16 protein-coding genes are annotated in these 25,164 nt (G+C 69.9%); 5 read left to right on the plus strand and 11 right to left on the minus strand.

The window, feature by feature from the left end; translation table 11 throughout:
- Positions 1–285: 285 nt before the first annotated feature.
- The 7 genes from IF188_RS08935 to IF188_RS08965 all read right to left on the minus strand — a co-directional run bounded on the left by IF188_RS08935 (position 286) and on the right by IF188_RS08965 (position 10,951).
- A complete protein-coding gene (locus IF188_RS08935) occupies positions 286–1,194 on the minus strand; it encodes an N-acetylglucosamine kinase (RefSeq protein WP_191171447.1) in 909 nt (302 codons plus the stop codon).
- A 46-nt stretch (positions 1,195–1,240) separates the two neighbouring features.
- Positions 1,241–4,156 (minus strand): glycosyl hydrolase, encoded by a 2,916-nt coding sequence (locus IF188_RS08940; RefSeq protein ID WP_191171448.1) that lies wholly within the window; start codon positions 4,154–4,156, stop codon positions 1,241–1,243.
- A 101-nt stretch (positions 4,157–4,257) separates the two neighbouring features.
- On the minus strand, positions 4,258–5,223 hold the full coding sequence (locus tag IF188_RS08945; RefSeq protein WP_396652752.1) for a glycoside hydrolase family 113: 966 nt from the start codon (positions 5,221–5,223) through the stop codon (positions 4,258–4,260).
- A complete protein-coding gene (locus tag IF188_RS08950; RefSeq protein WP_318152842.1) occupies positions 5,220–7,694 on the minus strand; it encodes a glycoside hydrolase family 2 protein in 2,475 nt (824 codons plus the stop codon). The genes IF188_RS08945 and IF188_RS08950 overlap by 4 nt, the downstream gene beginning before the upstream one ends.
- Complete coding sequence (locus IF188_RS08955; protein WP_191171668.1) at positions 7,691–8,566, minus strand: carbohydrate ABC transporter permease; 876 nt, start codon at positions 8,564–8,566, stop codon at positions 7,691–7,693. The genes IF188_RS08950 and IF188_RS08955 overlap by 4 nt, the downstream gene beginning before the upstream one ends.
- Positions 8,567–8,619: 53 nt before the next feature.
- On the minus strand, positions 8,620–9,615 hold the full coding sequence (locus IF188_RS08960; RefSeq protein ID WP_191171450.1) for a carbohydrate ABC transporter permease: 996 nt from the start codon (positions 9,613–9,615) through the stop codon (positions 8,620–8,622).
- Between the two features lie 19 nt (positions 9,616–9,634).
- Entirely contained in the window at positions 9,635–10,951 is a 1,317-nt protein-coding gene (locus tag IF188_RS08965; RefSeq protein WP_191171451.1) for an ABC transporter substrate-binding protein, read from the minus strand.
- 290 nt (positions 10,952–11,241) lie between these two features.
- Here IF188_RS08965 and IF188_RS08970 point away from each other — a divergent pair, with 290 nt between their 5' ends.
- The gene (locus IF188_RS08970; protein ID WP_191171452.1) at positions 11,242–12,267 is read left to right on the plus strand and encodes a LacI family DNA-binding transcriptional regulator; all 1,026 of its coding nucleotides are present in this window, start codon (positions 11,242–11,244) and stop codon (positions 12,265–12,267) included.
- Positions 12,264–14,402: an alpha-galactosidase gene (locus IF188_RS08975; RefSeq protein WP_191171453.1), complete on the plus strand. Its 2,139-nt coding sequence runs from the start codon at positions 12,264–12,266 to the stop codon at positions 14,400–14,402. Before IF188_RS08970 ends, IF188_RS08975 begins: the two co-directional genes overlap by 4 nt.
- A gap of 256 nt (positions 14,403–14,658) precedes the next feature.
- Here the strand turns inward: IF188_RS08975 and IF188_RS08980 are convergent, their stop codons facing one another.
- The 3 genes from IF188_RS08980 to IF188_RS08990 all read right to left on the minus strand — a co-directional run bounded on the left by IF188_RS08980 (position 14,659) and on the right by IF188_RS08990 (position 17,591).
- Entirely contained in the window at positions 14,659–15,558 is a 900-nt protein-coding gene (locus tag IF188_RS08980; protein ID WP_191171454.1) for a hypothetical protein, read from the minus strand.
- Positions 15,559–16,008: 450 nt separating this feature from the next.
- The gene (locus IF188_RS08985; protein WP_191171455.1) at positions 16,009–16,977 is read right to left on the minus strand and encodes an acetylxylan esterase; all 969 of its coding nucleotides are present in this window, start codon (positions 16,975–16,977) and stop codon (positions 16,009–16,011) included.
- Between the two features lie 161 nt (positions 16,978–17,138).
- Complete coding sequence (locus tag IF188_RS08990) at positions 17,139–17,591, minus strand: GNAT family N-acetyltransferase (RefSeq protein ID WP_141892828.1); 453 nt, start codon at positions 17,589–17,591, stop codon at positions 17,139–17,141.
- 158 nt (positions 17,592–17,749) lie between these two features.
- Here IF188_RS08990 and IF188_RS08995 point away from each other — a divergent pair, with 158 nt between their 5' ends.
- Entirely contained in the window at positions 17,750–19,963 is a 2,214-nt protein-coding gene (locus IF188_RS08995) for an NADP-dependent isocitrate dehydrogenase (protein ID WP_191171456.1), read from the plus strand.
- Between the two features lie 150 nt (positions 19,964–20,113).
- Here the strand turns inward: IF188_RS08995 and IF188_RS09000 are convergent, their stop codons facing one another.
- The gene (locus tag IF188_RS09000) at positions 20,114–22,225 is read right to left on the minus strand and encodes a L,D-transpeptidase family protein (RefSeq protein WP_191171457.1); all 2,112 of its coding nucleotides are present in this window, start codon (positions 22,223–22,225) and stop codon (positions 20,114–20,116) included.
- A 220-nt stretch (positions 22,226–22,445) separates the two neighbouring features.
- Here IF188_RS09000 and IF188_RS09005 point away from each other — a divergent pair, with 220 nt between their 5' ends.
- Together IF188_RS09005 and IF188_RS09010 are read left to right on the plus strand one after the other, a co-directional pair.
- Positions 22,446–23,648 (plus strand): ROK family transcriptional regulator, encoded by a 1,203-nt coding sequence (locus IF188_RS09005; protein ID WP_224751665.1) that lies wholly within the window; start codon positions 22,446–22,448, stop codon positions 23,646–23,648.
- 108 nt (positions 23,649–23,756) lie between these two features.
- Complete coding sequence (locus IF188_RS09010) at positions 23,757–25,097, plus strand: extracellular solute-binding protein (RefSeq protein WP_191171458.1); 1,341 nt, start codon at positions 23,757–23,759, stop codon at positions 25,095–25,097.
- Positions 25,098–25,164: the final 67 nt, after the last annotated feature.

Consider the following 25,164-nt stretch of genomic DNA (forward strand, 5'->3'; position numbering starts at 1 on the left):
TCCACGGCGGCGTGCGTCAGAACGAGGCGGAGTGGATGCCGGCGGCCCGACCCGCTCCTTCTGCAGATGCCGCACTCATTGCGCGAGGTGTGCGCCCGCCGCGATCGCGCGGGCGATCGTCCGCTCGACCGTCTCCCAGTCGTGCATCACCTGGAGTCGGGCGGAGTACTCCGGAAAACGTGCGATCGTCCGATATTCGGATCGCGCAGAAGGGGGGTCGCGCTGCCGCGGCGAGCCGAGCCGGCGCCGCACCGCGGGCCCCGGCGAGCCGAGGACCCGCGCGGGTCAGGCGCTGGCGCGCCACACGGCGGGAGCGAGGGGATGCCGGGGGCCGAGGTCGGCGAGGGCCACAGCGCCGTCGATGCCGTGGCCGCGGGGCTCGACGAGCGCGACGTCGAAGTCGCTCGCGGCGATGTGCGACGCGAAGGCCTCATGCAGCTGCGGGGAGCGGAAGACGCCGCCGATCGCGCACACCGAGAAGTGCTCCGACGGGTCGGTGCGCACGCGTCGCAGCGCCGTCTCGACGCTGTGGGCGAGCTCGCCGCCGGCGCGCACCGTGATGTGCTGCGACACGGCGTCGCCCTCGGCCGCGAGGCGTGCGACGTGCGCGGCGAACGACGCCACGACGCGCACGCGGTCGTGGTCGGCCTGCAGGTCGATGTACGCCTGCGTGAGGTCGGGCCAGCGCTCCTCGGCGACCTGGCGCAGCGCGGTGGCCGGTCCGCGTCCGTCGAACTCGCGCATGACGGCGTCGAGCGCTTCGCGGCCGATCCAGTAGCCGCTGCCCGCGTCGCCCATGAGGTACCCCCAGCCGTCGACGCGCGCGACCTGCGTCGCGCCGACGGCCAGGGTGACCACTCCGGTGCCGGCGGCGACGACCGCGCCGTGCACGTCGCCGAGTGCACCGAGGAACGAGGTCGTCGAGTCGTGCGCGAGGATGACCTCATGCACGCGCGGCTCGTCGATCCTGGTGAGCAGGGCGGCGGCATCCGCCTCGCGCGTCGTCAGCCCCGAGACGCCTGCCGTCACCACCGATGCCGGTGTGCCGGTGCCGTCGAGGGCGGCACGCGCGACGGCGGCCAACTGCGGCAGCAGCTCCTCGTGCGTGTCGATGCCGGGGAACACGAGGTCCTGCCCGCCCGCGCGCACCTTGATCCCGGTCTGCCCGGCATCGATCGCCAGAACTGTGCTCATTCGGCTGTCGCCCTTTCTTCCCCCCGAGCCTCGCGCAGTGCCGGTGCTAACGCACCGAGACGGCGTCGAGCTCGTGGTGTCCTTCGTTGAGATAGACGTTGATCCCGCGCACGTCGCCGAGCAGCGCCCGGCAGTCGGCGCTCAGCGTCGTGAGGTCGATCACCACCGCGTCGGCGCCGGTGTGCGCCCCCGAGACCCAGCCGGCCTGCGCGGTCTCGCACCAGGTCCAGTCCGGTCCGAGCTGCAGTGCGGCCTTCGTGTCGAATCCGGTGGTCGCCGGCACGTCCAGCAGCAGCTGCGTGCGTCCGCTCAGGTCGAGGCCGCCCGACCAGCTGACCCAGTTGCCCCCGGCGCCCGGGTCGACGACCAGCCTTCCGTCCGCCGCGGCGGCGACGCCCCCGTTGGTCTCCCATGAGGCGATGTTCCACCCGTCGGCGCCCGACGTGAAGTTCGAGATCACGACGGGCGCCGTGTCGACGCGCACGGCGTCGGCCATGAACAGGGATCGGGCGAGTTCCGCGCGGTCGACCCGCGACGACGCACCGAAGCGCGCGGCGGACGCGGGGGCCATGACGGCGGAGTCGACGGCCCACGAGACGGCGGCGGTGGCGGCATCCGGAACATCCCGGTACGCATGCGCAGCGCCGGTCGCCGGCGACCCGGCCAGCTGCCACAGCGCGACGGCGAGGTCGAGCCGAGACGTGCCAGAGGGGGCGGCGGCCGAGGCGTCGTACGCGGCGAACACCGCGCGCAGGTCTGCGGCCGACACCGCACGCGTCGGGTGGAACCGGCCGTTCTTGTCGCCGAGGTCGTGCACACCGTGCAGCCACTCGATCGCGGCGTAGTCGGGGTGGTCGCGCGACACATCCGCGTACGTCGTGGGCGGCGGAGTGCCGGGCACGGCGCGAAGCTCGTCGAGCGAGACGGAACCGGATGCCGCACCTCCGTCGACCGCGTTGACGAAGATGTTGAACGCCGTGACCTTGGCGAGCGTCTCGGGCGTGAGGCGCCGGTCGGCGTGAGCGGTGTCCCACGGCGCCGGACGCCAGTCCGCGAACGGGATGGTCGCGAGGTACGGGTCGTCGCCGGCCAGCGAAGGGTAGGCCTCGAACGAGACGCCGTCGGCGACGAGCTGCAGCACGAGCTTGTTGTTCGACGCGTCGGGATCGACCCACAGCTGGAAGTCCCAGAACCCCGACCAATCCCCGGCGACCTGCTTGCCGATGCCGGTGTAGCTCTGGGTCGCGAACGAGTAGTCGAACCGCAGCGCCTGCTCGCCGCCGCCGACGGCCGCGCCGTCCGTGGCACGGGCGAGGCCGATCGTGTTGGCGCCGATCTGCGTGTACTCGCTGCGCAGCGCCGTGTCATCGCCGTAGCCCTCGAAGTCGTCGACGGTGCCGGGTTCCAGCTGCGGTCGCTCGCCGGTCACGACCGTGGACGTGCGGGTGGCGACCTCGACCTCGCCCGCGATCACGTGCACCGTCAGCGTGTGCGTGGAGTTGTCGAGCAGCTCGGCCGGCACCGGCCACGTGCCGGTCCACCACAGGCCGCCCGCCGTGGGCGCGGTCAGCTCGATGCCCGCGCCGGCCCCGTCGACCGTGACGTAGACGCGGTCGGCGTCGTAGCCGCGCACCGAGGCTCGCAGCGTGGTCGGGCTGGTCGCGACGCGCGCGCCGTCGGCAGGGCTCGCCAGGTGCACGGTCGGGGCCGCTGCGACGGCATCCGTCGATCCGCCGTACACGTCGGGCAGATCCGACGCGAACAGCGTCCGCGGGTCGTCGAAGTACGCGAGGAAGTCGGGCAGCATCTCGCCGTCGGTGGGGGTGTACGGCGTGGTCGACTCGCCGAAGTTGGCCCACGTGAGCATGTAGGCGGAACGGGATGCCTCGGGGTCGGCCATGATGGCGTCCAGAACGTCGGTGTACCACGACGTGTTCTGGTTCTGCCCGTCGGGCTGCACGCCGCCGGTGATGCCGAATTCGGTGAACGCGCTGATCTTGCCGCGCGCGTCGGCGAGCTCGGCGATCATGCCGAGATCGGCGACGAGTCCGGTGAGGAACGCGGGCGACGCGCCGGCGTCGTACGTGTCGTAGCCAAGGACGTCGATGAAGTCGTCGCCGGGGTAGGTCCGCAGGTACAGCGACGCGTCGCCGCCGAACCCGCCGCCGGGCGAGAACGCGTAGAGCAGGTTGTGCACGTCCTTGACGTCGCGCAGGTACTCGACGGTGTAGCGGTAGAGCTCGGCGTACTCGCCCGGGGTGCCGAACGCGGCTCCCCACCAGAACCACGAGCCGGCGTTCTCGTGCCACGGCCGGAACACGATCGGGATCGGCGTGCCGTCGGAGTCGACCGCGTTCGTCGCAGCCAGTGCGACCAGGTCGAGGTAGGCGGTGAGCTCGGCGTTCTTCGCGCCGCCCGGCAGCACCGCGCGCAGCGTGTCGCCCGAGGTGTCGTAGAAGTCGCCGCTGGTGACGAAGTTCTCGATGTGGGCGCTCAGCGTCGAGATGCCGCCCAGGTCGTGCGCTTCGCGGATCGACTGCGCGAGAGTGAGAGCGTTCTGCTCACGGGTGGCGTCCGCGACGCCCGGCCGTTCGCGACCCTCGATGATGAGGGTGTCGAAGCCGAACAGGGCCGGGTAGTCGCCGGTCGCCGCCTTGACGTCGCTGGCGACGCCGTCGCGTACGGCGAAGCTCTCGCCGTAGTCGGTGGTGTGCTGGTGGCCGAACAGCATGCCCGTGCCGCGCACATCGCGCAGGTACGCGAAGAGGCTGCGCGTCTCGGGGGTCGCGGCGTCGTCGACGAGGTCGACGGGGGCCGTGGTGGCGGCCGCGGGAGCTGCGGCCGGGACGAGCCCGGCCGCGCCCGCTGCGGGCGCGAGTCCGCCGAGCACGAGCGCGGCGGCGGTCACCGTGGCGGCGGCGGTGGTGGTCAACGTGCGTACAGACAACAGGGGGCGGTTCATCGTCGAATCCCTCTCGGTCGGCAGTGCATGGATGGGAAGGTGAGTGAGGCGGACAGGGAAGGGCGCCGATGGATGCCGGAGCCCAGGGCCGGGCGGGCGGCTCAGGCGCCGCCGGCCCGGCGCCGGTAGGCGTCGCGGAGGTACGCGCCGGCGGGCTTTCCGTAGGGGCAGTAGTCGTCGTTGGAATCGGCGTCGGAAGCGGAGTACAGGTGCGGCGGCCAGTCCCACAGCATGAACCCGCGCATCCAGGGCCGCTCGTCGCACGCGGCGAACATGGCTTCGTAGTACCGCAGCTGCTCTGCGCCGGACGGGCCGCCGGGCAGCGCCCAGTCGTTCGGCCGGTCGGGCGATCCCTCACGTGACGGGCATCCCGCCTCCATGAAGAAGAACGGCTTGCCCGAGTCGACCACGACCCGCTCGATCCGGTCGAGCTGCTCGCTCCACGAGTCGATCGGGTAGTACCCGCTCGACGTGATGACGTCGACCGCGTCCCACCAGGTGAGGCGGTCCTCCTGGTACTTGTCGCAGTTGTACGTGACGATGCCCGAGTACACGGCGCGGATGTCGGCGATCAGCGCGCGCCACTCGGCCTCGCGGGCGTCGGCGCGCACCATCTCGCACCCGATGCAGAGCATCTCGCACGCCTCGGCCTCGGCGATGCGCGCCGCGTCCAGCAGGAACTCGCGGTACGACGCGAACCACTCGTCCCACGTCGGTTCGCCGGGCACGTCCTGGTCGAAGAACCCGATGTGGGCGCGCCACGTGCCGTCCGCGACGTTGACGACAGGCTTCAGGCACACCTTCAGCCCGAGCGAGCGGGCCTCGCGGATCGCCCAGACGATCTCGTCGTCGGTGACGGTCGGCGCTTCGCGGAACCGCACCTCGGTCGACTGAGCCGTGTCTTGCAGGGCCGAGTACGCCAGGGCCGTCCAGTTGACGCCGTGGTCGGCCATGAGGCGCATAGACTCGGCCGCGGCCTCGGTCGCCCAGGTTCCGCGCACGCCGGTCCACCCCCAGGTCATTCCGGCCACGTAGGGCCCGAGTGCCTGGGGGAGCGGGACGGTCACGAGACGACCAGTTCGTTGGCGGTCCGCAGCACGCGCGGATCGGAGAGGGTGGATGCCGCCAGCACAGGTCCGTCGTGCCGCACAAGCACTGTCGTGCTCTCGCCGGGCAGCAGCGTCACGAGGGCATCGGACGCGACCGCGTCGGGGTCAACCTTGTCGACGAGGAGCGTCAGCTCGCGCACCAGGGTCTGCGCGGTGAGGGTGGCGAGCGTGCCGCCGTCGCCCGCGGTCGTGCTGACCTCGACCTGCGCGGCGCCGAGCGCGGAGTCCCGCGGCTCGGCGAAGAACCAGAACCCGCGCACCTCCCCGACGCCCGCGACCACCAGCTCGCCGGCGACGTCCTGCGCCTGCGCCACGCCCGCGGGCAGCGCGACCACGACGGTCTCGCGCGGCGCGAGCGAGAGCTCGGCGGTGAAGGCGTCAAGCTCCGCGCCGTCGAACGAGAGTCGCCGCGCCACGAGCTCGCCGCTCCAGGCCTCGGCGGTGTCATTCGACAGCACCGCGGCGAGGCCGCCGTCACGCGGCTGGATCGTCACCGTGCGCGGCGCGAACGCGTTCTTGAGGCCGTAGTACAGCGGCTTCGGTCGCTCGTCGCCGTCGATCGCGGCCCACGACGTGACCGGCCAGCAGTCGTTCAGCTGCCACACGATCGCGCCTTGCGTGCGCGGCGCCCACGAGCGGAAGTGCTCCAGGGCGGTGCGCACCGCGAGGGCCTGATTGAGCTGCATCGCCCAGTGCCAGGTCTCCATGTCTTCGGGCAGGCGGAAGTGCGGGATGAGCCCGTTCGTGAGCTTGGTGTTGCCCTCCATCGCCTTCTGGTGCACGATCATGCCCGGCGACTCGGGGGTCAGCGGCGTGTCCGACACCGACCGCACGAGCGTCGACCACGCCGGCGGACCCTGCCAGCCGAACTCGGCCACGAAGCGCGGCGTGTGCTCGCGGTAGGTCGTCCAGTCCCGCCGGTTCCACTGCTCCCACAGGTGCATCGACCCGTGCAACTCGTCGTTGGGGTGCGGACCGGTCTGCTGCCGGCCGTCCCAGCCCATGCCGGGGCTGAACGGGCTGCCCGGCGCGTACGGCACGTGCGGTGCGAGCTCGGCGACGAGCGCCGGGAAGAGCTCGTAGTAGTAGTGCGCACCCCAGGTCTTGCCGTCCAGGCGCAGCTTCCAGCCCCAGTCCTCGTAGCCCCAGAGGTTCTCGTTGTTGCCGGTGAGCAGCACGAGCGAGGCGTGGTGACCGAGCCGCGTGATGTTCTCGCGGGCCTCGGCCTCGATCTCGGAGCGCAGCGGGTCCTCTTCGGCGTACGCCGCGCAGGCGAACAGGAAGTCCTGCCACACCAGCAGGCCCAGCTCGTCGGCGAGCTCGTAGAAGTCGTCGGATTCGTACAGTCCGCCGCCCCAGACGCGGATCAGGTTGAGGTTCGCGTCGAGCGCCTGCGCGAACCGCCGCCGCAGCCGGTCGCGGGTCACCCGCACGGTCAGGGCGTCGTCGGGGATCCAGTTCACGCCCTTCACGAAGATCGGCTGGTCGTTCACGACGAGCGTGAACGGCGTGCCCGACTCGTCGGGGGTGAGGTCCCACCGCACGTCGCGGAACCCGACTCTGCGCGTGGTGCGGTCGAGCACGGACCCGTTGGATGCCGCAAGCTCGACCTCCACGTCGTACAGCGGCTGCGCGCCGTACCCCGCAGGCCACCAGCGCTTGACGTCGGCGAGGTCGAGTGCGACCCGTGCACGGTCGCCGGAGGCGATGACGGTGGATGCCTCGGCCCCGGCCGCACGAACTGTCAGAGTGACGGCATCCATTCCCGCTCTCTCGACGGTGACGTCGACCGTGACCGTGCCGCCGTCACCCGAGGGCGTCGCGACGACGCGCGTCTCGGCGAGGCGGGCGACCGACCACGACTCCAGGCCGACCGGCTTCACGATGCCGCTCGTGTAGGTCGCGATGCCCCAGTCCCAGCCGAAGCTGCAAGCGGACTTGCGGATCGCGTCGTAGGGGAGCGGGTAGGGGCGCTGGCGCACCCCGAGAGCGACGCTCTGCTCGTTGGCGTACTTGATCGGTGAGCGGAACGCGACGACGAGCTCGTTCTCGCCTTCGACGAGCACGCCCTGCACGTCGAACCGGTACGAGCGATGCTGGTTGGCGGTCGCCCCGATCTCGCGGCCGTTCAGGCGGATGGTCGTCACGGTGTCGAGACCCTGGAAGACGAGATCCGTGCGGTCGGCGGCATCCTGATTCCAGGCGAACGTCGTCGAGTACGTCCAGTCGACGAGGCCGATCCAGGCCAGCGCCGACTCGTTGTCGTCGAGGAACGGGTCCGGGATGAGTCCCGCCGACAGCAGGTCGGTGTGCACGCAGCCGGGCACCGCCGCGGGGATGGCGCCGTCGAAGCCGGTCGGCGCGGGACCGGCGGACGCGCGCAGCGTCCACCCGGTGTCGATCGGACGGAACGTGAGGGCGGTGGTCACTTGACGGCTCCTGAGGTGAGGCCCTTGTAGATCCAGCGCTGCAGCAGCAGGAACGCGATGAGGGTGGGGATGATGACGAGGACGGTGCCCGCCGAGATGACCTCCCATTGCGCGCCGAACGGTCCCTTGAACCGGAACAGCGACGTGGAGATGAGACCTTCGGACGGCAGGTAGAGGAACGGTGCGTAGAACTCGTTGTACACCGCGATGCCCTTGATGATGACGACGGTCGCGATGGCGGGCTTCAGCAGCGGGAGGACGATGCGCCAGTAGATGGTCCACCGGTTCGCGCCGTCGATCATCGCGGCTTCGTCGAGTGAGACGGGGATCGACTGCATGAACTGGATGAACAGGTAGATCGCGATGATGTCGGTGCCCATGAAGAGCAGGATCAGCGCGGCCTTCGTGTCGTACAGACCGAGTCCGTTGATGAGCTGGAACGTCGCGACCTGGCTCGTCACGCTCGGGATCAGCGTCGCGACGAGGAACAGGCCGAACACGAGCTTCTTGCCGCGGAACGCGAACCGGTCGAGGGCATAGGCAGCCATCGTGCCGATGAAGATGGTCCCGGCAAGCGACACCACGAGGACGATCGCCGTGTTGACGAAGCCTTCGAGCATCTTGCCGCTCGTGAACGCCGTGACGAAGTTGTCGAAGTTCAGCCAGTTCGACGGCGGGTCGAAGGGGCCGGACTGCGCGTACTCCGGCGCGGTCTTGAGGCTCGCGAACAACAGCACCGACAGCGGCAGCAGCGTCACCACCGACGCGATGATCAGGCTGAGGTACTTCGCGGTCGTCGCGCTCACGCCGCGCAGGCGCTGCCACGGCGTGAGTCCGCGGATCGGGCGGGCCGGGGTCGTGCGCAGCGGCATCGTGCGCAGGGGCCCGGTGGCGTGCGGGTCGGTGCGGGCCGGATCGGTGGTGGTCATGTCAGATCGACCTTCTCGTCGGGGAACACCTTGCGCTGGATCCAGGTCACGATGAGCACGATGGCCAGCAGCACCACCGCCATGGCCGACGCCAGGCCGACCTGCCGGAAGGTGAACGCGGTCTGCAGGGTCTGGATGACGAACGTCGCCGAGCCGTTGGCGCCGCCGGTCATGATGAACGGGATCTCGAAGACGCTCAGGCTGCCCGAGATCGCGAGGATGAACGACAGTCCGACGACACGCCGGATGCCGGGGAAGATGATCGCCCAGAACTGCTGCCAACGGCTCGCGCCGTCGAGGTCGGCGGCCTCGTACAGCTCGTGCGGGATCGACTGGATCGCTCCGAGGAACAGCACGAAGTTCATGCCCGTGTACCGCCAGACCGAGGTGCCCGCGAGCGACCAGTTCACGACGTCGGGGTTTCCCAGCCACTGCGGCGGATCTGCCACGCCGAACCAACCGAGCACGGTGTCGAGCGTGCCGCCGGGCTGGAAGAGGTAGAGGAAGACGAAGCCGATCGCGACGCCGTTGATGAGGTAGGGGAAGAACAGGATGCCGCGGAACAGGTTCGAGAACCGCGTGGAGAAGCTCAGGATCGTCGCGAAGTACAAGGCGATCGCCATCTGCGCGAACGAGGCGAAGAAGTAGTACAGGCTGACGAAGAACACCGAGAAGATGCGCGGATCCGTGAACACCTCGACGTAGTTGTCGAGGCCGACGAAGTTCTTCTGCAGGTCGATGCCGTCCCAGTCGGTGACGCTGAAGTAGAACAGGTTCAGCGCCGGCCAGTACGTGAACAGCAGGAGCAGGCCCACGGCGGCGGCGAGGAACAGCCACGGCGTGAGGCGCTTCATGACTCCGCGGCCGGCGGGGCCGCCGCGGCGGCCCCGCCGGCCGGCCCGCCGGGTGATCCCGACGAGCCGGCCGCGGGCCGGGGAGGAGAGGGCGGCAGGGGCATCCGCCGGAGCCGCGCCTGGTGTTGCGATGGCCATGTCTCTGTCGCCCCCTCCGTCAGTTCGCGAGCTTCTCGACCGAGGCGCCCCAGCGCTCGTTCAGCTCGGCGAAGTAGCTCGCCTTGTCGCCCTCGGCCGCGCCGCGCGCGATGTCGACGAGCTTCTGACGGTAGATCGGGCCGTAGAGGTCGATCTGCGAGTCGCTGGAGACCTCGTTGAGCAGGCCCTCCTTGCCCGCGGGAGCGGGGTTGATCTCCATGAGCTGCACGCCGGCATCCTCGAAGTCGGTGAGCGAGTCGGGCAGGGGTGCATCCTTGAGCGGCGACACCATGCCCTGGGTCTCGGTGTAGCCCGAGTCCGCGACGACCCACTGGATCCACGCCCACGCCGCGGCCTTCGCCTTGGAGTGCTTGCTGACGGCAAGGTTGTAGTCGCCGCCGATGACCGCGAGCTGTGTGCCGTCGACGTTCGCCGGGAACGCCATGAAGCCGATGTCGTCCGCCGACGCGCCGTTGTCTTCGGCGGCCGCCTGCATCTGCGAGATCGCCCATGAGCCGAGCGGCATGGTCGCGATCTTGCCGGTGCCGAGGTCGACCTTCGACTGCTCCCAGTTCGTGGTGAGCGGGTCGTCCTCGGTCAGGCCGGCTGCCACGGTGTCGTACAGCAGCCCGTCGATCGCGTAGACGTCCGATCCCTCGGTCCAGGGCGCAGGGTCCTCGGCCATCGTGATGGGCGCGTCCGGGTCGTTCGTGATCGCGCCGAGGTTGCCGAAGCTCTGCGTCAGCGGCCAGCCGTCTTTGTAGTTCGTGTACATCGGGATGGCGTCGGTGTTGTCCTTGACCTTCTGCAGGGCGGCCAGCCACTCCTCCTCGGTTGTGGGAAGCGCGGTGACACCGGCCTCTTCGAAGACCTTCTTGTTGTAGACGATGCCGTTCGCGTTGCCGCCGAAGGCGATCCCGTACTGGGTGCCGTCGTAGCTGGCGGCGGGGAGGAACCGATACGTGTCCTCGAAGTCGGCGGTCTCGCCGAGCGGCTCGAGGAACTGCTCGTACTGGTCGGGCTGGATCGCCGGGATGCCGATGACATCGCCGTAGTTGGTCGTCGACATGCGCGTCAGCATCTCGCCCGCGTAGTCGGTGATGCCCTCGAACGTCACCTTCACGTCGGGGTACTTCTTGTTGAACTCGGCGGCGTACTTGTCGAACGTGCCGTCCTCGACCAGGTCGGTGCGCCAGGTCACGACCTTGATGTCGCCCGTGACGTCGCCGTCGATGGTGTTGCTCGCGTCGTCCGATCCGCCGCCGCCTGCGCAGCCGCTCATCGCGACCGCGGCGGTCGCCAGCACCGCGAGGGACGCGATTGCCTTCTTCGCCATGTGATTCTCCTTGTCAGGTTCGCCCTTGAACTGCCGGTGCGGGTCATCGCACCGTCGCGTGGTTCGTCGCGCCGTCAGAGTAGAGCGTTTCGAAACGGTTCCGCAAGTGGGCGATGTCAGCGCTGTCTTATCGTGTCCGTGCGGGAATCGTCACCAAGAAAAGGCACTTGATCAGCCTATTAACACGCAGAGAAGTGGCCAGAAGAATCCTGATGTCCAGCGAATGTCTTACGTAGACATTTCGTCACGATCACTGCTAGCGTGAACCCCGCCCGGCAAGGAGGCCACCGATGAACGTTCAACAGCGCGCTACCCTCGAGGACGTCGCGCGACTCGCCGGCGTGAGCTCGAAGACTGTGTCGCGTGTGTTCACGCACCGTGATCTGGTCGCGCCCGAGACCGTCGAACGCGTGCTGCAGGCGGCGAAGCGTCTGCGGTTCCGCCCGAACCCGCTCGCGCGCAACCTGCGCCGCGGCGGCCCGACCGACACCATCGGGTTCATCATGGGCGAGCTGAACAACCCGTTCTACTACAAGCTCGCCGCCGGGATCGAGCGCGAGCTGTCGGCGCACGGCTTCTCGCTCGTCGTGGCGACCACCGACGACACCGCCGAGGGCGAGGAGCGTGTCGCCGACGCCCTGCTCGGCCAGCGGCTCGGTGCCCTGCTGCTGATCCCGGTCGCCGACGACCAGTCCTACCTCGAGGGCGAGCGGCACCTCGGCACGCCGATCATCGCGATCGACCGCCCGGCACGCAATCTCGTCGCCGATTCGATCGTCCTGGAGAACCATCGCGGGGTCTTCGAGGCGACGACGCGGCTCCTCGAACGCGGCCACCGCCGCATCGGCTACATCTGCAACCCCGCATCGGTGTACACGCAGGCCGAGCGTCTGCGCGGATACCGCGACGCGCTCGTCGCCTACGGCATCGAGGACTCCTCGCCGTGGGAACGGCTGGCCGACGACCTCTCGCGCCCTGCCGACGGGCTGATCGCCGATCTGCTGGACCGCGCCGACGCGCCGACCGCGATCATCACGGGCAACAACCGCGTCACGATCGACGCGCTGCGTGCGCTGCGCGACCTCGACGACGACGGCCGCACGGCGCTCATCGGCTTCGACGACTTCGACACCGCCGACGTTCTGGGGGTGTCGGTCATCAACTACGACCCACTGGCCCTCGGCAAAGCCGCCGCGACGCTCGCGATCGAGCGGATGCAGGACCCGGCAGGCTTCACCCGACAGCTCGAGATGCCCACGTGGCTCGTGGAGCGCGGCACCGGCGAACGACCCCCCGCAGAGAGGACCACGGCATGATCCCCGGTTTCGTCCACCTGGAACGCGACGGCATCGGCATCATCGTCGATAGCCGCGGGCCTGGCCTGCCGTGCGTGCTGCACTGGGGCGCGGCGACCGGTCCGCTCACCGACGCCGATGCCGCCGCACTCGCTCGGGCGCTCAGCCGCCAGAGTCCGCCGGGCACCCTCGACGCCGCCTGGCAGGTGTCGCTGTCGCCACAGGAGGGCGACGGCTGGACGGGACGGCCGGGCATGCAGCTGCGCGCCGCGGGTATCGTGCACCACCCGCGCTGGGTGCTCGACGGCGTCGAGTCGGATGACCGTCGAGCCACGTTCCGAGCCAGGGATGCGGCTGGGACCGCTCTGCTTCTCACCATCGAGATCTCGATCGAGGCGGGCGGCGTGGTCTGGGTGCAGCATGCGCTGCGCCACGAGGGCGGGCTGGATGCGTCGCCCGTCGATGTCGACTGGCTCGAGGCCGCGCTTCCGGTGCCGACGACGACCGACACGCTGCTGACCTTCGACGGGCGCTGGACGCGCGAGAAGCGCCCCGTCGTGACCGCGATGCCCGCCGGTGCGACCGTCCGACAGTCCCGTCGCGGCCGGCCGGGTCACGACAACCCGGTGGCCGCGATCGCCGGCATCGGCGCGCCGCGCTGGCGCGATGGCGAGCTGTGGGGGGTGCATCTGGCGTGGTCGAGCGACCTCACGACCCGCGTCGACCGGGTCACCGACGCGGTCACGCTCATCGGTGCGGGCGAGCTGCTGCGGCCGGGTGAGATCCGACTCTCACCGGGCGACGAGTACGTCGCGCCGCGAGCGGCGTTCGTGCACAGCGGTGCGGGGCTCGACGGCTTCGCCGATCGTGTGCACACCTGGATGCGCGGGCGGCCGCAGCATCCGGCATCCCCTCGTCCCCTCGTGCTGAACACGTGGGAGGCGGTGTACTTCGACCACGACCCGGCACGGCTTGCGGCGCTCGCCGAGCGGGCTGCCGAGGTGGGGGTCGAGCGGTTCGTGCTCGATGACGGCTGGTTCCAGGGACGCCGGGACGACACCACGAGCCTCGGCGACTGGATCGTCGACCGCACCGTGTGGCCGGACGGGCTCGGGCCGCTCGCGGCCCAGGTGCACGGGCTCGGCATGCAGTTCGGGCTGTGGTTCGAGCCTGAGATGGTGAGCCTCGATTCCGACGTCGCGCGCGCTCACCCGGATTGGCTGCTGCACGACGCGGGCCACCTCGACCATGATCCGGGCCTGTCGTGGCGCGGGCAGTACGTCATGGATCTCGCGAACCCCGACGCGCACGCGCATGTGCTCGGCCAGATGGACTCCCTGGTAGGCGAGCTCGGCATCGACTTCATCAAGTGGGACCACAACCGCGATCTCGTCGAGAGCGTGCACGCGGGCCGCCCCGGCGGGCACGCCCAGATGCTCGCGGTATACGAGCTGATGGCCGAGCTCAAGCGGCGGCATCCCGGACTCGAGATCGAGTCGTGCTCCAGCGGTGGCGCGCGCACCGACCTCGGTGTGCTCGAGGTCGCCGACCGGGTCTGGGCGAGCGACTCGAACGACCCCGTCGAACGGCAGGACATCCAGCGCTGGACCGGTCTGCTGCTGCCGCCCGAGCTCGTCGGCGCGCATGTCGGCCCGACGATGTCGCACTCGTCCGGGCGCACGACCGCGCTGTCGTTTCGCATGGCGACCAGCCTCATGGGCTCGGCCGGCTTCGAATGGGACATCCTCTCGTGCGACGCCGACGAGACCGCCGCGATCGCCCGCTTCGCCGCGCTGTACAAAGAGCTGCGCCCCATCGTGCACCGCGGGCGGGTCGTGCACCCCGATCTGCGCGACCCGGCGTGGCGCGTGACCGGGTACGTCGCAGATGACGCGGCCGTGTTCGTGGTCGCCACGGTGGCGAGCCTCGAGGATGCTCGCGCCGAGCGCCTGCGGATGCCCGGGCTCGACCGCGACCGGCGCTACCGGGTCCGGGTGCGCGACGAGATCGGCTCTGCCGAGTACGGCTGGATCGCGCCGGAGTGGTTCACCGCCGGGGGGATCGAGCTTCCCGGCGCGCTGCTGGCCGACGTGGGCCTGCAGCTGCCGACGCTGTGGCCCGTGCAGGCCTTCGTGCTGCACCTCGAGGTGGCCTGACACGCGGCGAGCGGAGCGCGCTCCGGCGTCTGGTCGTTGAGCGAGCGAGGAACGAGCGAGACGAAACGTCGCGAGACGCTCTCGAGAACCTGGGTCGCGCACGAGTCGCGATGTGGCCGGGTCCGATCAGCAGCTCACGGCGTTTCGTCTCGCTGAGCTCGCTCAACGACCAGGTGGTGCGGTTCGGGTGGCGCAGATCGTTGCTTCGCGAGGGAGGATGCCGCAACCGGCGACACCCGAAGGTTGCGTGCGCGCTTCACGAAGGCGTCCAGCCCCGACGGACGAGGGCGGCGCGCACGATTGCCACAGCGGTAGGTCGCGCGCCCCGGATCTGCTTCGAGGTGAGACGCACGACCTCCCAGCCCTCGGCTGCGTAGGAGGCGTACTTGTCGATGTCACGTTCCCACTGCGCGCGCGACGTCCGGTGGTGGTCGCCTTCGACCTCGACGCCCACGCGCTGATCGCGGTAGACGACTTCGGTGATCCCGAGAAGGGTGCCCGCGGCATCCCGGATCTCGACGTCGAGTGCGGGCTCGGGTAGTCCGCCGGCGGCGGCATCGATCCGGAATTCGGTCTCGAGCGGCGACGAGCTTCCGACCCGGATCAGCGGCAAAGCGTCGCGGAGCTTCGCGACGCCCACGCGCCTGCCGGCTTCGACGGCGCGCTCCAAATGGTCGATGGTCGCGAGCTGCAGCCCGGGCTGCAGTCGGCCTCGCTCGTCGCGCGGGACGCGCACGAACCAGTCGCCGAGGGCGACGAGCTCACGTGTGCTCAACTCCGCGCCGAGCATCGCCCACGTCGAGGCAGGGGTGGTCATTCGCAGCCCGTCGTGCGTGTGCACGAAGGCGAGCTTGGATGCGACCTTGACCCCTCGGACGCCCGTCGCGCGCGGCGCACGGTCGGGTGCGAGAACGCCTACCACGATCTGGTCGCCAGGATCGATCGGGGCGCCCTGCAGGACTGCCGCCGTGCGGCCGGCGAAGAACATCTGCGGCGGCATCACCGTCGCGAACGCCTGGGCCTTCAACTTCTCGACGGCCCGGGCGGCGTCCCACCGGGTCGGCGCCGGCTCGTCGTCGCGCCGATCGTCGGTCTTCGGCGCGGGAGGGCGTCCACGCACGCCGTGGAACGGTCGATCGAGATCCGTCGCCCTCATGCGGCCCCGAGACACCCCGGCGTCGCGCGCTGCGCCCACCGAGAAGACGGCGCCGAGCGAATCTGGAAGCGGACGCGGACGAGGCGGCATCCATCGACCATCTCGCAGCCGTCGCCATCGGCGGCGCCTCGCCGGCCGGATTGTGGACAAGCTCGCGGACGCTGCGCTTGTGGGGGAACCTCGCGCGCTGTTCCGCGCCCGTTCGGGTGGCAGATACGGCGGCTTAGCGTCGATGGATGCCGCAACCTCCGCCACCTGAACGACCGGGGAGCGCGGACGCGTCGTTCAGGTGGCGCGATCGGCTGCCGTGGGGCGCGGGATGCCGCACCATGCGCCACTCGAACGGAGGGTGTGCGCGGGGTCCCGAGGCTCGGGTGGCGCGAATGGCGGCTTGGCGGGGGCGGATGCCGCACCCTGCGCCACCCGAACGGGCCCGGCGTGCAGCAGGCGTCAGACGAGCGCCGAGAGGAAGCGGGCCTGCTTCAGGAACTGGAAGGCCTGGCCGCCCTCGTGGCCGTTGTGCGTGTAGACCTCGATCTGCTTCGTGTCGGTCGTGTGGCGGTTGTACGCCGCGTAGACCGTCGACGGCGGGCAGATCGTGTCCATCAGCGCGACCGAGTAGAGGGCGGCGGCATTTGCGCGCTTGGCCATGTTGACGCCGTCGAAGTACGAGAGCGTCTCGAACACGCGGTCGTCGAGTCCGCGGTGCACCGCGAGGTACCGCACGACCTCCTGGTACGGGTCGTCGCCGGTGAAGCCGACGGCGCGCTCGAAGTGGCACAGGAACGGCACGTCGGGCATGGCGGCGACGAGTCCCTCCGACAGACCGGCGGCGGCGATCGCGATGCCGCCGCCCTGGCTCCCGCCGCAGACCGCGACGCGGTCGGCATCGACCTGCGGCAGCGACCGCACCGCGTCGACAGCGCGCACCGCATCGGTGAACACGCGGCGGTAGTAGTAGTCCGCGGGATCCTCGATGCCCCGCGTCATGAATCCGGATGAGGACGGACCCGTGCCGTGCGGATCGGGGGTGTCGCCGCCGGAGCCCCACATCGAGCCCTGCCCGCGGGTGTCCATGAGCAGATGCGCGTAGCCGGCGGCCGCCCAGCCGAGGCGCTCGCCGGGAAGACCCCGGCCACCGCCGTACCCCTGGTACTCGACGACGGCGGGCAGCGGGTCTTCGGCGCCGGCGGGGAGCGTCAGCCATGCCTTCACCGGGTCTCCGGCGAAGCCGGGGAACGTGACGTCGAACACCTCGAGCGCGCTGAACGGGGTGTCTGCGCGCACCACCTCGGGTGCGGCATCCCATCGGCGCGCCTCGCTGAGCGTCGTCGCCCAGAAGTCGTCGAAGTCGGCGGGTTCGCGGACGTCGGGCGCATACGCCTCGAGCTCCGCGGGGGACAGGTCGAATCTCGGCACGCGCCTACCCTAGCGCCTCGCAGAGAAGCGCTTCGACAGTTCTTTGTGAGAAGGCGACGAGGCCTCGATGGGGGAGGGGTATTCGAGGCCCCGCCGCCGGTCTCAGGAGCACCCGGAGGTGCTGATCGTCCGCTCCCCAGATCGGACGCCGGTGCGCCGGATCAGAGTCTGATCTCGGCGATGACTTCACCGTACTCGGTCTCACCGACCGGCGTGAAGCCCACACGCTCGAAGAATGCCTGCGGACCGCCTTCGCCGGCCTCGTAGATGACGTTGACGTGGTCCATGCCGCGGTTGCGCGCCTCTTCGATGAGGCCCTCGACGGCGAAGCGGCCGATGCCCTTGCCCTGGTCGTCGGCGTCGACGTTGATCCGCCACAGGACCGACCGGAAGTGCTCCTGCGGGTCTTCGAGGTCGAAGTTGCCGCTGATGAAGGCGACCACCTGCTCGCCGTCGAGGACGACGCGCTGCCACGTCGTCTGCGGGTTCACGACGGTCGCCGCGATGCCGTAGCTGACGGGCGAGAGGAACTCCTCCTGCCCGGGCTTGAGCGACATATTGTTGACCGCCACGATGGTCGAGGCGGACAGTTCGACGAGTCGCAGATCACCCATGCGCCCCAGGCTAGCCCGGATGGCGGCATCCGGCATCGTGGATTTCGCATGGAAACACAATGTTCACGTGCCGAGATATCTTGACGTCGAGATATCTCACCAGGTGCTTGCGATAGGCTGTGGGCGACCCGTCCGCAGCACCGACAGGACCGATTCAGGTGACCGACTCCACCATCATCTACACCTACACCGACGAGGCTCCGGCTCTCGCGACCGCATCATTCCTCCCGATCGTGCAGGCCGTCGCGGGCCAGGCCGGGGTCGCGATCGAGACGCGCGACATCTCGCTGGCCGGCCGCATCCTCGCCGCGTTCCCGCAGAACCTCACGCCCGAGCAGCAGGTCGGTGACGCGCTCGCCGAACTCGGCGGCCTCGCGACGCTGCCCGAGGCGAACATCATCAAGCTGCCGAACATCTCGGCGTCGATCCCGCAGCTGAAGGCCGCGATCGCGGAGCTGCAGTCGCAGGGCTATGACATCCCGGACTACCCGGACGACGCCGACACCCTCGAGCAGAAGGACGTGCGCGCCCGCTACGACCGCATCAAGGGCTCCGCCGTCAACCCGGTGCTGCGCGAGGGCAACAGCGACCGCCGCGCGCCGCTCTCGGTCAAGAACTATGCGCGCAAGCACCCGCACCGCAACAAGGCGTTCGGCGAGGGCTCGAAGACCCGGGTCGCGACGCTCGGCCACGACGACTTCAAGTCGAACGAGAAGTCCACGGTGATCCCTGCCGACGATGTGCTGACGATCCAGCACGTCGCCGCCGACGGCACCACTACGGCGCTCAAGACCGGTCTCAAGGTGCTGCCGGGCGAGATCGTCGACGCCACGTTCCTCTCGGCCGCGGCGCTCGACGCCTTCCTCGCCGAGACGCTCGAGACCGCCAAGGCCGAGGACGTGCTCTACTCCGTGCACCTCAAGGCCACGATGATGAAGGTCAGCGACCCCATCATCTTCGGTCATGTCGTCAAGGCCTACTACGCCGACGTGTTCGACAAGTACGGCGACAAGATCGCCGAAGCGGGCCTGACCCCCAACGACGGCCTCGGCGCCATCCTCGCCGGTCTCGCCCAGCTCGAGGGCGGCGACGAGATCGCTGCAGCCTTCGCCGCGGCCACGGACTCGCCGCGCCTGTCGTACGTCAACTCCGACAAGGGCATCACCAACCTGCACGTGCCGTCCGACGTGATCGTGGATGCCTCGATGCCGGCGCTCATCCGCAACGGCGGAAAGCTGTGGGGCGCAGACGGCGGCGAGGACGACACCCTCGCCGTCATCCCCGACTCGTCGTACGCGGGCGTGTACCAGACCGTGATCGAGGACGTCATCGCGCACGGTCCGCTCGACCCCGCCACGATCGGCACCGTGCCCAACGTCGGCCTGATGGCCCAGGCCGCTGAAGAGTACGGCAGCCACGACAAGACGTTCGAGATCGCCGCCGCCGGCACCGTCCAGGTCGTGAACCAGGCGGGCGACGTGCTGCTCGAGCACGCCGTGCAGCCGGGGGACGTGTGGCGTGCCACGCAGACCAAGGACGTCGCGATCCGCGACTGGGTGAAGCTGGCCGTCAGCCGCGCCCGCGCCACCGGAGCGCCTGCGGTGTTCTGGCTCGACGAGACCCGCTCGCACGACGCCGCCCTCATCGCCAAGGTGCGCGAGTACCTGCAGAGCCACGACACCGCGGGGCTCACGCTCGAGATCCTCGCTCCCGCCGCCGCGACCCAGTACTCGCTGGACCGCCTGCGCAAGGGCGAAGACACCATCTCGGTCACCGGCAACGTGCTGCGCGACTACCTGACCGACCTGTTCCCGATCCTCGAGGTCGGCACGAGCGCCAAGATGCTCTCGATCGTGCCGCTCCTCGCCGGTGGCGGACTGTTCGAGACCGGCGCGGGCGGCTCGGCCCCCAAGCACGTGCAGCAGCTCCTCGCCGAGGACTACCTGCGCTGGGACTCGCTGGGCGAGTTCTTCGCGCTGGCCGCCTCCTTCGAGCACTTCGCCGACTTCACCGGCAACGCCAAGGCGAAGGTGCTCGCCGACACGCTGGATGCCGCGACCGGCACGTTCCTCGAGAACGACAAGTCGCCCGGGCGCGCGCTCGGCACGATCGACAACCGCGGCAGCCACTTCTACCTGGCGCTGTACTGGACGCAGGAGCTCGCGAAGCAGGCCGACGACGCCGACCTCGCTGCCGCGTTCGCGCCGGTCGCCGAGGCGCTCGCCGCCGCCGAGCAGCAGATCGTCGAGGAACTGATCGCGGTGCAGGGCGCGCCGGTCGAGATCGGCGGGTACTACCGTCCCGACGCCGAGCTCGTCGCCGGCGTCATGCGCCCGTCGGCCACGTTCAACGCGGTGATCGACGCGCTGTAAGGCCGCAGCGACGAAAGAGCGGAGTGGATGCCTCGGGCCGAGGCATCCACTCCGCTCTTCGTCATCGGTCGTCGAGCGGAGCGACGAAGGAGCGAAGACGAAACGTCGCGAGCCGATCTCTGGACTGCGGGAGGCTTCGATCCAGACGCATCAATAGTGGACGGAGACCTCGGTGCCGACGCGTGACCAGTCGTAGATGAACTTCGCGGCGTCGTCCCACATGTTGACGCAGCCGTGGCTCTGCGGGTACCCGAGCGAGGAGCGGAACGCGCTGGCCCCGTGGAACGCGATGTCCGGGTAGAACCAGGTGACCCACGGCACGTCGGGTGTGCAGTAGCTGCCCACGGCGTTCGGGTTATAGCAGAGCGCGCCCATGTCGGTGATCTGCGTGAACGCGTAGATCGTGAAGTTCCCCGTCGGGGTGCCGGTGCCGGCGGCGCCCGACGAGATCACGAAGCTCTGCACGACCTGGTCGTTCTCGAAGAGGGTCGCCTGCTGTGTGCTCAGGTTGACATCGATCCGCCGGGCGAGGGTCGTCGTGGTGAACGGGGCGGCGGTGACCGGAAGCTCGAAGACGCCGTCGCCGTCGGCGAGCTGATCGGCGAACGTGGCCGCAAGGCCGTCGGTGCTGTCGAGCGTGCGGCCCTCGACGCCGGTGGAGACCGGGTTCGGCAGGGCCTTGCCCGCACTGTTCGTCACGACCGTCGCGTTGACGGCCTCACGGTTCACGAGGCCGGGCAGCGTGTCGACGACGCTCTGGATCTTCTGCTGGTCGACGTCGACGGCGATCGCGCCGTCGGTCCCGGGTCCGACGGTGATCCACGATGCCGCCACCGCGCGGTCCACCGGCACGGTGCGCTCGTCACCGACGTAGAAGCCGACGTTCGAGAGCACGCCGTTGAGCTTCGTCGCGGTGTCGGCTGCGGTCTCGGTCGAGATCGTCGCGGGGACCTCGATGATGACGGGATCGACGCTCACGCGGGTCTTTCCCGCTTCGAAGGCGGACTGCAGAGCCTGCTGCACGGTGGCGACGTCGATGCCGCTGCCGGCGGTCGCGGGCGTGGAGACGTAGGAGGCCGAGTCGGCGTCGTAAGCGACCGTGGCGTCGACCGGGTCGGTGAACAGCTCCGGGGCCGCGTCGTGCAGCGCCGCGGTCGCCGCGGCGGTGTCGAGCCGGATCTCGGCGCCTGTCTCGGCGAACCACGCCGTCGGGTTCCACATCGGGTGCTCCGCGAACGCGGCGTCGGCGAGGGCCTGTGCGTCGACCGATGCGCCCAGATCTGCGCCCGTCAGCTCAGCGTCGCCGCCGTCGCCGGTGAGGACGACCGTCGTCTCGGCCAGCCGCTGCTCGATGGCGCCGGCGGCCGCGCCGGGAGTCATCCACCCCACGGGAACACCGGCGACCGTCGTGCCCGGGGCGATCAGCACCAGCGACGACACGACGAGCCCCACTACCGCGACGCCCGCCGCGATGCCGAGCCACAGGCCGGTGCGCTTCTTGCGGGGCGTGGGTTCGGCCTCGGCCCACGCGTACACCGAACCGTCCGGCCCCGACGGCGGCGTTGCGGCCGCGGCTTCGGGGATCTCGGGCAGGGCGGGCGCAGCGGTCGGTGCGTCGTCCACGGCGGCAGGCTCGGCGGCGGGGGAGAGGACGGCGGTCGCGACGGCGACGGTGGCGGCATCGTCGGTGACGGCGGCCGTGCTGTCGTCATCGATCGAGTCGTCCGTGACGACAGCGGCCGCTTCGGCGGCGTCGTCGTCTTCGCCGACCGTTGCGTCGGTCGCCGGTTCGGCGTCCTCAGACGGGGTGCCGGCGTCCAGCGTGCCCGCGTCCTCGGTCGCTGCGGCCTCGGCAGCATCGCCCGCCTCGGCATCGACCGCATCCGCTTCCGGGTCGGCGGACTCGACTGCTTCGTCCTCGCGAGCTGCGGCATCTGCTTCAGCGGTGTCTTCCGCACTGCCGTTCGCCTCGGCATCGGCGTCATCGCCTGCCTCGGTATCGGCGGTGTCGGCCGCATCCTCAGACTCGGCGACGCCCTCGACGTCGTCCTCGGCCTCGATGGGCTCGGCGTCCGTCGGGTCGCCGGCATCCGCGTCAGTCGTTGCCGTCGCGTGCTCGGTCTCTGCCGCGTCGGCCGACGAATCGTCGGCCGGGGAGCCTTCGGCGCCGGCGTCGGCCGCGCGCTCCGCGGTCTCGTCGATCTCGACGTCGTCCTGTGCGGACGCCTTGTCGGCCTGTGGCTGGGTCGCCAGATCCGTCACGCCTTCACCCCCGAATGTGATTCACGCTTCCCCCAATGGTAAGCGACGCACGCGCGCGCGTGGGTCACGGGCTGATCACGCATGAATCGCCGGTCACAGGCTGAAAGCGGTGAGCCCGCAGGCGCCGGTTCGGCGGGCGCGCATCACGGTTTTGTAAACAACCCTCCGAAGATGCCCCGAGGACTTGCGAAAAGTTTGTTCGTAAGGTCTACTAACAAACATGCCTACTTCGGAAGCGCGACGCGGCCCTTCCATTATCGACACGCCGCAGAGTCCCACCGCGAATGCCCGCGCGTTCGCCCCTGGTCGCACCCTGCGCCAGGGTGCGAAGGTGCTCCCCGAGCACGCCCGCGGTCACAACCGCTCGCTGGTGCTGCAGACGTTGTTCCACCAGGGAGCCATGAGCCGCGCCGACCTCTCCCGCGAGACCGGGCTCACCCGCGTCACGATCTCGGACCTCGTCGCCGAGCTCATCGCAGACGGCTTCGTCGCCGAGATCGGCGTGCGTGAGGCATCCGGTCCCGGAAAGCCCGCGATCCTCGTCGATCTCGACCACGCCGGGCACCGCATCGTCGGTCTCGACCTGTCGGGCAGCGACACGTTCATCGGCGCCGTGCTGACGCTCGACGGCAGCATCGTCGCCCGGCACGAGGTGCCGCTTCCCGCAGACGAGGACGTCGTGACGACCGTCGTCGACCTCGCACGCCGGCTCGTGGCCGAGGCGCACGCACCGGTGCTGGGCGTCGGCGTGGGCACCCCCGGTGTGATCGACGACCGCGGTGTGATCCTCACGGCCCCCAACTTCGGCTGGGCCGGATTCGACCTCGAGGGCGCGCTGCGGAGCGCCCTCGAGCTCCCGGTGCTCGTCGCCAACGACGCCAACGCGGCGGTCCTCGCCGAGTACACGTTCGGCGGCGCCCCCGATGACGTGCTGCTCGTCAAGGTCGGCCGCGGTGTGGGCTCCGGCCTGCTGCTGGCCGGCCAGCCGATGCGCGGCAGCCGGTTCGCTGCGGGCGAGATCGGCCACGTGACCGTCGGCACCGACGGCGGTCCGCAGTGCGCGTGCGGGAAGGTGGGATGCCTCGAAGCGTGGCTGTCCGTTCCGTCGCTCACGAAGCGCCTGGCCGAGGCATCCGATCCCGACGCTCACGAGGGGATCCTCCGCGATGCGGGGGAGCGGCTGGGCATCGCCCTCGCACCCGTCGTGGGCACCCTCGACGTCTCGGAGATCGTGCTCTCCGGCCCTGCTGAACTTCTCGGCGGTCCCCTCGCGGACCAGGCCGTCGAGGCTCTCCGCGCGCGCACGCTCGCGCCGTCCAACGACGACGAAGGCGTGCGGGTGCGGATGACGGAGCAAGGCCAGGACATCGTCCTGCGCGGCGCGGCCGTCATGGTCCTGTCCGGACAACTGGGGGTGTCCTAGGCCTCGGCCCGGACCCCGCACCCACTCCGTCGGCCTCCGCGTCGCCGGATCCCCCTGGATGGGCCACCCGGCCCACCCGAACACCAAGAGAACACGAAGGAACACACCATGAAGAAGACGCTTGGAGCGGTGGCGCTCATCGGCGCCTCGGCACTGGTGCTCGCCGGCTGCGCCGGCAGCGGCAACGCGGGCGGCGGTTCGACCGACGACGCTTCCGGGTTCGACCCCGAAGGCGCCAAGGGCCAGAACATCACGTTCTGGGTCATGGGCGGCGACACTCCCGACGAGCTGCGCCAGTACCTGAAGGACGAGTACAAGGCGGCCACCGGCGGCACGCTCACGATCGAGCAGCAGGACTGGACCGACGCGGTCACCAAGCTCGCGAACCAGCTCCCCGACGCCAACAACACCCCGGATGTCACCGAGATCGGCAACACCTGGTCGCCGACCTTCACGACGGCCGGCTCGTTCAGCGACCTGAGCGACATCTACGACGAGCTGGGCGGCGACGACCTGCTGCAGTCGTTCGTCGACGTGGGCACGGTCGACGGTGCGCAGTACGCGCTGCCGTACTACTTCGGCTCGCGCTACATCACCTACCGCAAGGACATCTGGAGCGCCGCGGGCCTCGACCAGCCGAAGACGCTGACCGAGTTCAACGACGACGTGAAGAAGCTCCGCACCGACAGCCAGTCCGGCTTCTACATCGGCGGCGAGGACTGGCGCAACGGCGTCTCGTGGATCTTCGCGAACGGCGGCGACCTGGCCAAGAAGGACGGCGACAAGTGGGTCTCGACGCTGAGCGACGAGAAGACCGTCAAGGGCCTCGAGCAGTTCCAGGACCTGTTCCAGAACGCCTCGAACGCGCCGGCCACCGAGGACGACAGCACCCCGTGGGTCAACATCAACAACGACAAGAACGGCAACCCGCCGACCGCCGCCACGATCATCGCACCCGGCTGGGCGCACTGGTCGATCGGTGACTTCGTCGAGGAGAAGACCGGCGACGACGGCAAGGTGACCGAGGTCCGCGAGTGGAACGACGACACGTTCGGCGTCTTCCCGCTGCCCGGCAACACGGCAGGCGAGGCCGCTCCGGTCTTCGCCGGCGGCTCGAACATCGGCATCTCGGCCAAGAGCAAGAACCAGGCCGGCGCCAAGGAGCTGCTGCGCATCATCTTCTCGGACGAGTACCAGCAGATGCTCGGCGAGAACGGCCTGGGCCCGGCGAACACCAAGTTCGTCGACTCGCTCGGTGACGACATCTTCGCCTCGGCTCTCATCGAGTCGGCCCTGAACTCGAAGCTCACGCCGGCCGCGCCGGGCTGGGCCGCCGTCGAGGGTCAGAAGATCCTCGAGGAGTTCTTCGGCAAGGTGGCCGCCGGTGGCGACATCGAGGCACTGGCCAAGGAGTACGACGAGAAGATCGACGCCATCATCAACGGCTGAGATCCTCTTGACCTGCCGGGGTCGCGGGCAGCGCCCGCGACCCCGGTCCCCTGCGAGACCCCCTGAA

It is taken from the genome of Microbacterium helvum, from assembly GCF_014779795.1.
Taxonomy (GTDB): domain Bacteria; phylum Actinomycetota; class Actinomycetes; order Actinomycetales; family Microbacteriaceae; genus Microbacterium; species Microbacterium helvum.

Excerpts from the sequence above, each read along its gene's own strand:
- IF188_RS08935 (WP_191171447.1), bottom strand. The coding sequence starts at position 1,194 with ATGAGCACAGTTCTGGCGATCGATGCCGGGCAGACCGGGATCAAGGTG.
- IF188_RS08960 (WP_191171450.1), bottom strand. The coding sequence starts at position 9,615 with ATGGCCATCGCAACACCAGGCGCGGCTCCGGCGGATGCCCCTGCCGCC.
- IF188_RS08980 (WP_191171454.1), bottom strand. The coding sequence starts at position 15,558 with ATGAGGGCGACGGATCTCGATCGACCGTTCCACGGCGTGCGTGGACGC.
- IF188_RS08990 (WP_141892828.1), bottom strand. The coding sequence starts at position 17,591 with ATGGGTGATCTGCGACTCGTCGAACTGTCCGCCTCGACCATCGTGGCG.
- IF188_RS08955 (WP_191171668.1), bottom strand. The coding sequence starts at position 8,566 with ATGCCGCTGCGCACGACCCCGGCCCGCCCGATCCGCGGACTCACGCCG.
- IF188_RS09010 (WP_191171458.1), top strand. The coding sequence starts at position 23,757 with ATGAAGAAGACGCTTGGAGCGGTGGCGCTCATCGGCGCCTCGGCACTG.
- IF188_RS08975 (WP_191171453.1), top strand. The coding sequence starts at position 12,264 with ATGATCCCCGGTTTCGTCCACCTGGAACGCGACGGCATCGGCATCATC.
- IF188_RS09005 (WP_224751665.1), top strand. The coding sequence starts at position 22,446 with ATGCCTACTTCGGAAGCGCGACGCGGCCCTTCCATTATCGACACGCCG.
- IF188_RS08970 (WP_191171452.1), top strand. The coding sequence starts at position 11,242 with ATGAACGTTCAACAGCGCGCTACCCTCGAGGACGTCGCGCGACTCGCC.
- IF188_RS08965 (WP_191171451.1), bottom strand. The coding sequence starts at position 10,951 with ATGGCGAAGAAGGCAATCGCGTCCCTCGCGGTGCTGGCGACCGCCGCG.
- IF188_RS08940 (WP_191171448.1), bottom strand. The coding sequence starts at position 4,156 with ATGAACCGCCCCCTGTTGTCTGTACGCACGTTGACCACCACCGCCGCC.